The 13,828-nt window shown below is 34.6% G+C and carries 10 protein-coding genes; 5 read left to right on the top strand and 5 right to left on the bottom strand.

Annotation, left to right across the window (positions count from 1 at the left end; genetic code table 11):
* The 4 genes from FTRAC_RS01630 to FTRAC_RS01615 all read right to left on the bottom strand — a co-directional run bounded on the left by FTRAC_RS01630 (window position 1) and on the right by FTRAC_RS01615 (window position 6,038).
* Entirely contained in the window at window positions 1–3,069 is a 3,069-nt protein-coding gene (locus tag FTRAC_RS01630) for a tetratricopeptide repeat protein (RefSeq protein WP_013452484.1), read from the bottom strand.
* Between the two features lie 108 nt (window positions 3,070–3,177).
* Window positions 3,178–4,200: a DNA polymerase III subunit delta gene (gene holA, locus FTRAC_RS01625; protein ID WP_013452483.1), complete on the bottom strand. Its 1,023-nt coding sequence runs from the start codon at window positions 4,198–4,200 to the stop codon at window positions 3,178–3,180.
* A gap of 471 nt (window positions 4,201–4,671) precedes the next feature.
* Window positions 4,672–5,157, bottom strand: coding sequence for a YkgJ family cysteine cluster protein (locus FTRAC_RS01620; protein ID WP_013452482.1), 486 nt, complete (start codon window positions 5,155–5,157; stop codon window positions 4,672–4,674).
* Window positions 5,158–5,222: 65 nt separating this feature from the next.
* Window positions 5,223–6,038 (bottom strand): CvfB family protein, encoded by an 816-nt coding sequence (locus FTRAC_RS01615; protein ID WP_013452481.1) that lies wholly within the window; start codon window positions 6,036–6,038, stop codon window positions 5,223–5,225.
* Between the two features lie 317 nt (window positions 6,039–6,355).
* Between FTRAC_RS01615 and tyrS the strand changes: the two genes are divergently transcribed.
* From tyrS to ispE, 5 genes are all read left to right on the top strand, one after another.
* Window positions 6,356–7,657 (top strand): tyrosine--tRNA ligase, encoded by a 1,302-nt coding sequence (tyrS, locus tag FTRAC_RS01610; RefSeq protein ID WP_013452480.1) that lies wholly within the window; start codon window positions 6,356–6,358, stop codon window positions 7,655–7,657.
* A gap of 247 nt (window positions 7,658–7,904) precedes the next feature.
* The gene (lhgO, locus tag FTRAC_RS01605; protein ID WP_013452479.1) at window positions 7,905–9,098 is read left to right on the top strand and encodes an L-2-hydroxyglutarate oxidase; all 1,194 of its coding nucleotides are present in this window, start codon (window positions 7,905–7,907) and stop codon (window positions 9,096–9,098) included.
* Window positions 9,099–9,172: 74 nt separating this feature from the next.
* Entirely contained in the window at window positions 9,173–10,099 is a 927-nt protein-coding gene (locus FTRAC_RS01600) for a mechanosensitive ion channel family protein (protein WP_013452478.1), read from the top strand.
* Window positions 10,100–10,205: 106 nt separating this feature from the next.
* A complete protein-coding gene (locus FTRAC_RS01595; protein ID WP_013452477.1) occupies window positions 10,206–11,015 on the top strand; it encodes an enoyl-ACP reductase FabI in 810 nt (269 codons plus the stop codon).
* A 140-nt stretch (window positions 11,016–11,155) separates the two neighbouring features.
* Window positions 11,156–11,947, top strand: a complete 792-nt coding sequence (gene ispE / locus FTRAC_RS01590) for a 4-(cytidine 5'-diphospho)-2-C-methyl-D-erythritol kinase (protein ID WP_013452476.1) — start codon at window positions 11,156–11,158, stop codon at window positions 11,945–11,947.
* A 24-nt stretch (window positions 11,948–11,971) separates the two neighbouring features.
* Here ispE and FTRAC_RS01585 read toward each other — a convergent pair whose 3' ends face one another.
* Complete coding sequence (locus FTRAC_RS01585) at window positions 11,972–13,828, bottom strand: hypothetical protein (RefSeq protein ID WP_013452475.1); 1,857 nt, start codon at window positions 13,826–13,828, stop codon at window positions 11,972–11,974.

Genomic DNA, 13,828 nt, shown 5'->3' with positions numbered 1-13,828 from the left:
TTAATTTTTTGTAGAGTCATTTTCAATTACTTCTTCCATTTTAACCGATTTTTCAGTACTATCCTGCTTATTTTGAGCATCTCCTTGCTCCTCTTCAATTAAATCAAGTTTTAACTGAGCTTCATCTTTAAGCACTTTAGAATCAGCATTTTCAATGATAGAATTTAAGGTAGCTTTTGCCTGGAAAATCTCCTCCATTGCGTAGTAATTATCTGCAATTAACAAAAAGGATTTTCCCAACCAATGCGGATAAGAACCAAACTGCTTATTTAATTCAAATAGTGTATTGATGGATTCTTGATGTGCTTGGGAATTGTATTGCATAAGTGCGATCATATATTGAGATTCTGCGGCATATTCATCTTTGGCAGCATCCACAGCGTTTTGGAAACTTATTTTAGCTTCATCATATTTTCCCTGATTGTAGTTTGCCATTCCTTTATTTAAATAGGCTTCATTAATGGCATTGGCATTCACAGCTGCTTCTTCCAAGATCAAATCAGCATACATAATCATTTTACTGTAATCTGATTTTGCCTTGGCAATTTCCATTAAGCCTGTATAAGCATTGTACTTATCTTTTTTATTCTCAGCCTGATCCAATAGTTTAGTAAAATACAAACGTGCTTTGTCAAATTCTTCATTATTCAATTCAATTTCCGCAATTTTTTGAATGGAACGCTTATTGAAAGATGTATTATTATCTTCCACTACCTGATAGAACAATCCCAAAGCTTCATTTAGTTGATCATTCCTATAGTAAGAATCAGCCAAATAGTATCTAGCATCAGCTGTTAAAGAATGGTCAGGATAATTATCAATATAAGCCTTGAAAGATGAAATTGCCCGATCATATTTCTGATTGAAATACAGCGATTGGGCAGCATCAAATTCAATCTTGGTGACTTCTCCATCATTAGGGTTCGCATTCTTATAAGCTATTAAATATTGCTCTAAATCACCTTCCTTGTCCATAATTGAATACAATTCTTGCAATCCAGCTAAAGCTCCATTAGCTGTTGAGTGGGTAAGGTAATTCTGCAAAATCAAAGTGTAGTCTTCTTCTGCGTTTTCATATTGCTGCAAGTTAAAATATGCCAAAGCCCTTTTAGAATAAGCATAAGGTCTTAATGGACTCTGTGGCAAGTTTTTCAACAGATTGGAAAAACCATTAATTGCGGTTTCGTATTGACCAGATTCAAATGCCAGTTGCGCTTTCTGGAATATGGCGTTGTCATAATAATTTGAATTGGAGTAATCCTTAATTACTTTATCAAAACTCTGATTGGCTAGCTTAATTTCTCCATCTATGCTATTAACCACTCCTTTTTGAAAATAGGCATAATCACTATTTGAATTCCTGTCATCTATGGCTTTTTGATAATAGTTGATGGCTAAGCTATAATTCTTAGTCACATAATAGCAATCTGCCAAGCGGATTACAGCATCTTCATAATAAGTGGCTGACTTCCCATTCTTTAAATATTCTTTAAAATATTGCAATGATTTTTCGAATTGCTTGTCATTATAATAAGCATGGGCTAATCCGTAATTCAAATTTGCATACCAGCCATCGGAACTATTGCTATTCCTCATGGACTTTTCATAAGATGAGATCGCATCTTTAAACTTTTTGCCGGTAGAAAATGATTCTCCCATCCAAAAGTAAGTCTCGCCTAGCAATGATTTGTTTTGCGGATAGTCCACCGATTTTTTGAACAGCTGCATGGCACGGTAATAATTTGCTTGATTAAAATATTCAGCGCCTTGGTAGAAGGTCACTTTCTGATAGGCTTCCTTTAATTTTATTGATTTGTTATTAATTGATTCTAAAAACTCAATAGCTTGTTCATAAGCATTAGAATTCAAATAGGCTTCACTCAGTAATTCATTGGCTTGTGTTAAATAACTGCTGTTGGGATGCTTTTCGATAAAGGAAGAAAGCTCTGCTACGGCATTGGCAGTATTTCCTTGCTTTAAGTTAAGCTTGGCTAATTGAAAATGACTTTCCTCTGCAATATCTTGATTGTAATTCAAAAGTTTTGCTTGCTCATAAGCATTAGAAGAATATCTATAGTTCTCTTGCCTCAGATATAATCCTCCCAAATAATAGGCATTGTACTGTGAAAGCGAGTCTTTAGCAATTCCAACTTCTTCAAAAAGTTTAATTGCCTCATCATAATCTTTCATTTGATAGGCAACATAACCCATTCTATACAGCAGCTCCCTATCAAGCTTACCTTTATTTCCACTTCTGTATTCTTGAAAATATTCGTTTGCTTCAGAAAATTTATTCTGTTCAAAATAGGCATCTGCAATTAGCAATTTGACATTCTGAGCCTCTAGCCTACTTAAGCGAGGTAATAAATCCTCGGCATAATCAATCAACTTTTGATATTGACCTCTTTGGTAGTAAATATTAGCCATCATATTGGCTGTAGATACCTTATAAGTATCATTTTCAGCTGCTCGTTCTAAATCAATCAATGCTTCATCAAAATCCTTTTGTTCAAAATAGATATAGCCTGCATAGTAATTAGAAGCAGATTGATATTGATTATCGCGTCTTTTTAATCGATTAAAATAAGGTAAGGCTTCATCAAATGCCCTTCTGCTAAAATAAGCATAGGCTAATTTAAACTGAAAATGGGTTTTGTCCTCTCCTCTAAGCTTATCATCATCAGTCTTTTCATAATATTGGATTGATTTCGCATAATTTTTCTCCCTGAAATAGAAATTTCCCAATTCAAAATAAGCTTCCGAAGCTTTAGGATGTGTAGGATGAAATTCCACAAAAGATTTAACCCTTTTTTCACCATCAGAATGGTATAAGTAAATGGAAATGAGAGCACTGTAATACTCTGCATTTTCTGCTTTTAATCTCTCATTATTTTTATGGTTTTGGTATTCCTCGAATTTGTTTTGAGCAGCAGTATATTGCTTTTGCTCAAAATATTCCACTCCATCTTGATAAATGTCATCCGCTTTAGTGTTTACAAAAGCATATTGACTCAATAAGGAAAAAGGAAACAAGATAATGAGTCCTAGAATTAGAATCTTTTTATTCATTCTTGCGGTGATAAGTCTTGTAAATTTATTTTTCAAAAATCAGTAAGTAGTAATTATTTTGTTTAACGCTGAATCAGGTAAATAACTGAATAATCACATAATTATTTTTCAATGCATCAATTTGTATACCAATTCTTTCATCAACTGTGCTTCACCAATATTAGCAGTCACGCCCTTAAACATTAAATCCGCTTGAAAAATATGAGCCAGATTTTGAATCGTTTTATTGACATTAAACCTTCGGCTTGCGGCCAAATAATCCTTAGCGAAAAATGGATTTACTCCCGCTGCTGAAGCCACTCCTCTTTCACTTTTATCAGGTGAATGATGAATGAGTAATACTTTAGCGAAAAATGCATGAAGAAAAGCAATATTGACTACTGCCGGATGATTCTTAGGGTCTGAGGCAAAATAGTTAATGATTCGGTTTGCTCTTAATGCATCCCCTTTAATAATGGCACTTTGCAGTTCGAAAATATTGAAATCCTTATTGATGCCTACATATTCTTGAATTAAGCCTTCATTGATTTCAACTGGATCAGAAAAGTTTACCAACACTTTATCAATTTCATTGGAAAGCCTTTCCAGATTATTACCAATATATTCGGTTAAAAGCAATAATGCTTGACGGTTAATGCTATGCCCTTTTGATTTTACATAATTCTGAATCCAGTCAGGCACTTTATTTTCATAAATCTTATTAGACTCCAATAATACTGAAAATTGCTCTAGCGTTTTGACTATTTTCTTACGCTTATCCAGTTTTTTGTGTTTATAGCAAAACACCAAAACGGTAGAGGGCTGAGGACTTTTCAAATAATTCTCAAACATTGAAAAATCAAAGTCACTTTGCGTGAATTCACCTAGATTTTGAGCTTCCTTAACAATGATGACCTGTCTTTGTCCCATCATAGGAAATGATCGTGAAGCAGAAACTACTTGATCAAGTCGCACATCTTTTCCGTAAAGCAATTGCTGATTAAAGCCTTTCTCGCTTTCATCTAAAGCATTTTTTTCAATGAAATCACTGATTAAATCTATAAAATAAGGCTCCTCTCCGTGAAGGAAATAAACGGGCGCATAATTACCGTTTTTAAGGTCTGCCAGTATTTGTTCTGCTGATTTTGCCATAAAATTGAAGTATTGGTGCGAATATAAACTATCCTTGCGGGAGTATCAAGTAACTAGTATCGAGTAGTTAGTATTTAGAGTTTTCTTCTACCTTTGTTTCAATGCGAAAGTAAACATTCGATTAAAACTTAAATAGATATGTATGATTTTTGGAATGTCTTGCATTGGGATAGCTGATAATGAAAACAAATTCAACTTTTTTTAACCACAATAGAAAATAACACAAAAGGTTTTTCGCTAAAGCGAAATGAGAACAATGCGGTTTGACGCTTGGAACCTTCTAACCGGTACTTGCACACTGCTTTGGTTATCGGTCAGACGCTTAGTAGTCAGACTAAGGTTTATCATTTCAATTTCATTTATCAGCTCTAAATTACTTTTGATATAAGCGTCAGACCGAGAAAAACCGAAACTTCCCACTTCGAGCTTCTAACTTCTTCCACGGATGTAAAATGTACAATCCAACATCCATCACCCCACGCCCTTCATCCTTTCTAGGATATGATACACCGCAGGACAAACCTCTGCATTCTTAAAGGTCTTTTTCAAGATTTGATGCATTCTTTTTCGATTGGTGTGCGGATATTCTCTGCAAGCTGTGGGTCTGTTTTTATAAACGATGCACTTATTATCGTAGCCTAAAAACGGACAAGGAGCTGAATTTAAAACGTAATCTTGGTCTTCATCTATATTCAGATAGGTTTCGATAAATTCTGGTACTTTCATTTTCAAGGCTTTGGAAACCCTTTCAATATCAGATTGCTGGAAAATTGGGCTGGTCGTTTTGCAACAATTTGCACAATCCAGACAATCCATTTTCTCAAAGACCTTTGTATCTAGTTCATGAAATTCATCATCCAGCTTTTTCTTTTTGCGAAGTTGCTGATAAAAAGTTTTGTTCTGAGCAACATAATCTTTGCTGTTTTCTTTCCAGTTTTGATATAATTCAGTGCTCATGGTTGCTGTTTAAAAGTGTTGGTTGAAAACACCCAAATCGGGGGTAGTGTTAAAATTTAGAAAGATTAAACCAAATAAATCCCATCTTCCTTAATTTGGATTTTCTTTTCTTTATATAAATGCCCAATCTGTCTTTTGAATTCCTTTTTGCTGAGTCCAAACATATCATAAATTTCTTCTGGTTTGGATTTATCATGATAAGGCATAAAACCATTGTGATCTCTCAATAGCTCTAAAATTTCCTTTTGCTTTTCTTCCTTTTCAATTTTCCACTGTATATCCATTTTGCCATCTGCCCGAATCGATTTAATCTTACCTTTGCCTTCCATTCCGATGTCCAGTGGGTCAAAAACGGTATTTTCATACACCAACCCTTTGTATTGCTGATTGATGACTACTTCATAGCCCAAATCAGTGATTCGGTATATCAACAAATCTACTTCCTGCCCTTCTTTTAAATCTCCGGAACCCGTTTCTAAAAAGGATTCAATATGCATGGAAGCTACAATTCTTTCGGTTTTAGGATCTAAAGTGACATAGGCCACGATTAAATCGCCTACTTCCAATTCATCTGTTTGCTCTGAAAATGGAATTAATAGTTCTTTTTCCAATCCCCAATCCACAAAAGCACCAACCTCGGTGATTTGCATGACTTCAAACAATCGGGCTTGATGGAGTTCAGCTAAAGGCTTTAAAGTAGTTGCAATCGGGCGCTGAGCTGAGTCTTTGTAGATAAAAACATCAATTTCATCTTCTATCTTGGTATTCTGCGGGACATATTTATTCGGTAATAATACATCTTCTTCCCCATTGCTAAGGTATAGTCCTTGTGGTGACTCTCTGACTACCTTTAAGGTATTCCATTTTCCTAATGCTAACATGCCTGCAAGTTAAGACGGAATTCTCGCATTTTTAAGAAGTATGAAGGGAAGTTGATTTTTTGCTAGATTACCTACGTATTTCACCCAGAATTTTTAAAGAAATAAAATTGATCTAAATAGAAATATGTTTGTTGAGTGGAAAGCTTAAATTAAACAGATTCTGAATACAACTATTTAATTTGAAATTGGCCAAAGAGACCAATTCCTAATTCCAAAATTCATAATTCGTAATTATTAACATATTGCTATTATTTCGTTTCTAAGCCTTTTATATTTGCAGGCATTATTCAATCACAAGACTTTCAATTACTAAAAATATGCAAAAGAATTTTATAGAGGAACTTCAATGGAGAGGAATGATCCATGATATGATGCCAGGCATTGAAAAGCAATTGGCTAAAGAAATGAGCAGTGCTTATGTAGGGATCGACCCAACCGCTGACTCACTACATATCGGTCATTTAGTGGGCGTTATGATGTTGAAGCATTTTCAAGATGCCGGGCATAAGCCTATTATTTTGCTAGGTGGAGCAACAGGAATGATAGGTGATCCTTCTGGAAAATCTCAAGAAAGAAACCTGTTGGATGAGCCGACATTGCGTCATAATGAAGCTTCTATAAAGGCGCAGATTAAAAATTTCTTGGATTTTGATGCCAAAGAAGACAATAGTGCCGAGTTAGTAAATAACTATGACTGGATGAAGGATTTTAGCTTCCTTGGCTTTATCAGAGATGTTGGAAAGCATATCACCGTTAATTATATGATGGCTAAAGATTCTGTAAAGAAAAGACTATCTTCAGAATCTAGCGAAGGCATGAGCTTTACGGAATTCACTTACCAATTGGTGCAAGGTTATGATTTCTTGCATTTGTTTAGGAAGAAGAATTGTAAGCTTCAAATGGGAGGTTCAGATCAGTGGGGGAATATCACTACAGGAACAGAAATGATCAGAAAAATGGATCAGGGAGAAGCTTTTGCTGTGACTTGTCCATTGATTAAAAAGGCTGATGGCTCTAAGTTTGGAAAGACTGAAACCGGAAACATTTGGCTTGATCCAAAGAAAACTTCTCCTTATAAATTCTATCAATTCTGGTTGAACGCTTCGGATGAAGACATGAGCAATTTTATCAGAATATTCAGTACAAAAGGAAAAGCAGAAATTGAAGCACTAGAAAAAGAGCATAATGAAGCCCCTCATTTGAGGGTTTTACAAAAAGCTTTGGCTGAAGAACTAACGGTTAGAGTTCACTCTCAGGAAGCTTTGGATATGGCACTGAAAGCATCTTCTATCTTATTTGGAAAGTCTACCACAGAGGAATTACAAAGCATAGATGAAGACACATTGTTAAGTGTTTTTGAAGGAGTTCCTCAGGTAAACATTACTAAGTCTGATTTGGATAAAACTGAAAACGTCACTGATTTCCTTTCGGAACTAACTCAGGGAATAATTTTCCCATCTAAAGGCGAAGCCAAGAAAATGATTAAAGGCGGTGGAGTCAGTATTAATAAAGAAAAAGTTTTGGATGCTAATGCTCCAGTTGAAATCAGTTTATTGCAAGGCAAATATATTTTGGCTCAAAAAGGTAAAAAGAATTATTATTTGGTGACGGTAAGCTAGGTTGACAGGTTATCAGGTTTTCGAGTTGGCAGATTGGATTTGTGAAAGAGTTAGAAAGCAAGAAGTGGGGTGTTGTGTTGGATAAGGGCGTTGGGTGTTGATGGTAAGATTTGAAAGTCACCTAAACCGCCAGCTGGCGGAAATTGGCTGGAGTAGATCATGTAGTTTAGTTATAATAATAGCTGTAAGTCTTTTAGATACTAGCTACTCGGTACTTAAAACCTAAAACTTATTACTTTAAAAAAGAATGAAAGATATAATCATAATTGGTGGTGGAATAGTTGGCTTGGCAACGGCATTAAAAATTAAAAAAAAGAATGCTAAGCTTTCTGTGCTTTTATTAGAGAAGGAAGATAAACTAGCCCAGCATCAAACTGGTAATAATAGTGGCGTAATTCATTCTGGGGTATATTACAAACCGGGAAGTCTGAAAGCAAAAAATTGTATAGATGGATATAATCAATTGCTAAAATTCTGTAATGAAGAAGGGGTTCCTTATGAATTATGCGGAAAAGTAATAGTTGCAACAGATAGAAGCGAACTCCCAACCCTTTCCATGATTGAGGAAAGAGGTGCCCAAAATGGACTGCAAAATCTAAAGAGACTTACCAAGGACGAAGTACAAGAACACGAGCCTTATGTTAATGGAATCGCTGGAATTCATGTCCCTCAGACCGGAATTATTGACTACACTGCTGTTTCTTTAAAATATGCTGAAAAATTTCAGGAATTAGGTGGCAAAATCTCTTTAGGTCAAAAAGTTATAGACATTCAAGAAAAGAATGGAGTTACTACCGTAGTAACTAGTAAAGAAAGTTTTGATACTAAATTAGTAGTGAATTGTGCAGGATTATACTCTGATAAAATTGCCAAGCTTACTTCTGAAAAGCTAGACTTAAAAATCATTCCTTTTCGTGGTGAATATTTTATGATTAAACCTGAAAAGCAGTATTTAATTAAGAATCTAGTTTACCCTGTGCCCGATCCAAATTTCCCGTTTTTAGGTGTTCATTTCACTAGAATGATTAATGGCGGAATAGAAGCAGGACCCAATGCAGTTTTGGCTTTTAAGCGTGAAGGCTATCGAAAATCATTATTTAATTTAGTTGAATTGGCAGAATCTTTAGCTTGGCCAGGTTTTCAGAAGGTAGCAGCAAAATACTGGAAAACTGGCTTTGGGGAAATGTATCGATCTTTTTCTAAATCAGCTTTCACAACAGCACTTCAAAAATTATTACCTGATGTTACCGAGGATGATTTAACACCTGGTGGTGCTGGCGTTAGGGCTCAGGCATGCGATAGAAATGGTGGGTTAATTGATGATTTCTTGATTTTGGAAGAAAGTAATGCAATTAATGTTTGCAACGCTCCTTCCCCAGCTGCAACTTCTTCTTTATCTATCGGAGATCATGTGAGTGATTTGGCTTTGGAGAGATTTTGATAGTACTCAATTATTTTTCAGATAATTGACATTCTATTCAATATGAGAAAACTATCATTTTCCTATATTGCAATATGACTGAAGAAATCATCAATTATTTCCAAGAATATTGGCAGCTAAGCCCAGAACTTCAATATAAAATATTTTATACTGTTGTATCTGTTTTAGCTTTAGTTCTACTAAAAATCATTGCTTTAAAAATTGTATTTAAACGATTTCAACAAGTAAAAGATCGTTATTTTTGGAAGAACAGCGTTAATAATACTTATTATTTTCTTCTTTTAGTATTTCTATTCAACATTTGGGTAGAACAAGTAGAATCATTGGCAACCTTGGTTGGATTAGTGGGTGCTGGTTTGGTAATAGCACTTCAAGCGCCTGTCATGAATGTAGCAGGTTGGATTTTTATTGTGATAAGAAAACCTTTTGATGTGGGCGATAGAATTGAAATTAATGGAGTTGCAGGGGATGTTATTGATATTCGTTTCTTTCAATTCACTATTAATGAAATTGGAAATTGGGTTGCAGCTGATCAAAGCACGGGAAGGATAATTCACATTCCCAATGGAGAAATATTTAAAGCTTCCCAAGCCAATTACGATCAAGGTTTCAGCCATGTTTGGGATGAAATCAGCCTTAGGGTCACTTTTGATAGCGACTGGAAAAAAGCTAAAGAACTTTGTGAAAAAATAGTAAATGAACATGCAGAAGAGCTTTCTTTTTCCGCTAAAAGAAAACTACTGGAAGCTTCTAAAAAGTTTATGATTTTCTATAGCAACCTCACCCCTTTCGTTTACACTTCTGTAGAAGATTATGGAATTAAGCTCACCATGAGATATTTAACGCTGCCTAAAAAAAGAAGGGTTGCGCAACACGAAATTTGGGAAGATATTTTGGAGACATTCCAAAAATACCCTGATATTCATTATGCTTATCCTTCTCAGAGAATCTATTTTGACTCTCAGACTGAATTAGGGAAACATGAAAATCCTAAAAAATGAAAGGCAATTTGTCAGTAAAACTAAAAAGGCGTTGGTATTTTTAGTTTAATACTTCCTAAGTGGATATAAATTTATATTTTTGCCTAAACACACAACACAGAAAACTATGTCAAATAACTTATTAGCAGGAAAAAAAGGAATTATCACAGGTGCTTTAGATGAGAACTCTATTGCCTGGAAAGTAGCATTAAAAGCAAAAGAGCAAGGTGCAAAGTTTGTTTTGACCAATGCTCCGGTAGCCTTGAGAATGGGTGGAATTCAGGAATTAGCTAAAGAATGCAATACTGAGGTGATTCCAGCTGATGCTACTTCAGTTGATGATATCACTAAATTATATACTGAATCAAAAGACATATTAGGTGGTAATTTTGATTTCCTTTTACATTCAATCGGCATGAGTCCGAATGTAAGAAAAGGAAAAGCCTATAATGATTTAAATTACGATTGGTTACAGAAAACCTATGATATTTCAGCAGTGTCTTTTCATAAAATGATGCAAACTGCCGATAAAATGGATGTTATGAATAATTACGGTTCCATTTTAGGCTTATCTTATATTGCAGCTCAGCGTACTTATCCTTTCTATAACGATATGGCGGATGCAAAAGCTCTTTTAGAATCTATTGCTAGAAGTTATGGTTACCATTTTGGAAAACGTAAAAATGTAAGGGTTAATACTATTTCTCAATCCCCTACTCCTACTACAGCAGGTTCTGGAATTAGCGGATTTGATTCATTCTATAATTTTGCGGAAAAAATGTCTCCTTTGGGAAATGCAACAGCTGAAGAATGTGCTGATTATATCATTATGATGTTCTCTGATTTCACAAAAAAGGTAACTATGCAGAATTTATTTCATGATGGAGGTTATTCTTTCACTGGTATTTCTGAGGAGTTGATTGAGGAAATGAAATAAAACCTTTAAACCATAAACCTGTCAAGTTTTGAGATATAATGGTTGGTGTGCCACCAACCATGGAGCCAATTGTCCCTGTTCGGTGACACACCGAACAGCATATCAGTTAATTAAACTTGACAGGTTTTTAATATCAATCGATGCTCACATTCCCCAATGCTAAAATCAATTTAGGGCTTAATATCACTGCCAAGCGTGAAGATGGTTATCATGATATTGAATCCTGTTTCTATCCTATCCCTCTAAAAGATGCATTGGAGATTATTCCTTCAGAAAAATTGAGCTTTGAAACTACTGGCTTAAAAATACCGGGGAATTCTAATGATAATTTAGTTTTCAAAGCTTACAAATTATTAAAAGCGGATTTCAAATTGACTCCAGTAGATATAATCCTACATAAAAACATCCCTATGGGAGCTGGAATGGGCGGTGGTTCTGCCAATGGAGCTTTTATGTTGACCTTACTTAATGATTATTTTGAACTCAATATTTCAACCCAAAAACTTCAGCAATACGCATTGAAACTTGGAAGTGACTGTCCTTTTTTCATTGAAAACAAACCTAAATTAATCAGTGGAAGAGGTGAAATTTCAGAAAATACTGAGCTTGATTTATCAGGCTATTACCTTGCATTGGTTTACCCTAATATTCACATCAGTACAGCAGAAGCATATAGTGCAGTAAAACCTAAAAAGCCAGCAGTTTCAGTTAAAGAAATCATAGAAACCTATCCGATTGAAAAATGGAAAGATTTATTAAATAATGATTTTGAAAAAGGCATTTTTGAGAAGTATCCTCAACTGAATGAAATTAAGAATAAGTTTTATAGTGAGGGAGCTATTTATTCAAGCATGACCGGCAGTGGATCTACTATTTTTGGGATATTTAAAGAGAGTTCTGAAAAAAATTATGATACAATATTAGCGCTATAGACCTTTTGTGACAACCAAAACAAACTAAATTTTATCAATAAAATTCCATCTTAGTTTTTCAGCATTCCCTTTTCTGTTATACTTTCTAACTTTTCGCTGAACATAATTTAATTCACGATATTCATCTTCAAGTCTACGTAACTCAATACGTTGTTCTATTAATGCTTGTCTGTAAGATTGAACTCTGTTGACTAATTCACTATTCCTTAGTTCATCATCATTTTCATCATCAATAGAATAGGTGTTCAAATAGCTCTTATTTCTGACAATAGATTTTTCAACATCTTCCAACCTTCCTTTTAAATTAATCACTTTATTTTCTTGATTAAAAGCTAAAGCATTTACACTACTAGTGATGGCTAAAAGTGCACCGGCATAAGGAATAGCTTCATTAGCAATAGTATGGTCTTCAAAAAATGCTCCAGTCGCACTAAAACTACCCAGAAAAAATGTAGTAAAAAGTAATCCTTTTTTCAACCTTTGGTTTCTTTGCACTCTTGAATCTAATTCTCGAATTTGCTTTCTCAATCCAACCAACAATCCATCTGTAGATTTTTGATAATCTACTAATTGATCATATAACTTTTGAGTATTGACCCCTTCATTTACAGTTACTGTAAAGAACTTGCTATCCGTTGCACCTTCAGGGTCAGTAACTGTAAATAGAACATCAAATTGTATTGGTATTCCATCTGCTTTTACGATATCAAAGTCTAAGGTATCACTCATCAAAAACAATCTATCGCCCTCTTGCTGCACGTAGAGCCAATCCGGTTCATTTTCTAAGGAATATTTCAATTCGGATATTGGATGGTTATTATCTTGAATAAACACCCTTCGTTTTATATCATAGCCTTCTCTAACGTTTAAATTGCTCAGTTTAGTAATCAGGGGCGGGTCATTTTTCTCGCTTTTAAGAATCGTTATTTCTTTTTCTACAAAATGATGGGAATCTTCTGCCTCTTCTGCTTTTAATTTGACCTTAAGTGGGAAAACAGAACTAATATTACTCATCTCCATGGAACTTATTTTCCAAGTAAAAATCCCTTTTTCATCTATTGTTGGAGCCCCAACAGTTACTGGAATATCTACAGAATAAACTACTGGATCATTGTTGGGGTCATAAACAGAAAAATCGATATCCAACTCTTGATCAGCAGTAATCACATAGGTGTCATTCACATTATTTCGTAATCTTGGCGGTAATTCCTGCCCTATTATTTGAAAACGAAATTTCCTTCTATTGACAGCATTTGTATTATCTATTGCAATTAAATCCAAATCAAAATACTTTTTAGAAGCTTGATTTTGGCTGGGTGTCCAATCAAGTAGCAGTCTATTGCCTACAACATGTGTTTCTGCCTGATCGATTGTATTTAGATCAGTATTATTATTCCAAATATAGGTGAGCACTACATCATCTGCATTTCTACTATTACGAGTTGAAGCTATAAACTCAAGCTTATATTTCTCGCCTTGCAATAGTTTTATAAATGCACGACTATCGAGTGAATCAGGTTCCATATCGATGGTCGGTACGGATGGTCTTGATGAAATTTTAATAAGTGTGTTAGAAGTTGCTATGATTTCATTTAAAGTATCTTTTAAATAAAAATGAGCGGAATGTAAACCTATATCCGTTGCCGTTGTTTCCCAAAAAAACTCACCTTCCTGATCATCAAAACTGGCATCCAAAATATCACTCTTCCATGTAAGTTTGAGGTCATGATTCTCTTCTTTATTGTATTGAACTAAGAATACCACTCCTTCCCCTACTTTAGCTTCAACCAATTGAGGCGATTCTAATATAATTTCATCCTGAGCAAAAAGGCTGAAATTCAATAAATATAGTAAAAGGAATAAGAACTTTATTCTCAACAT

The sequence above is a fragment of the Marivirga tractuosa DSM 4126 genome, from assembly GCF_000183425.1.
Classification (GTDB): domain Bacteria; phylum Bacteroidota; class Bacteroidia; order Cytophagales; family Cyclobacteriaceae; genus Marivirga; species Marivirga tractuosa.
Note: the sequence above shows the minus strand (reverse complement) of the source record. Positions and strands in the feature narration are given on the sequence as shown.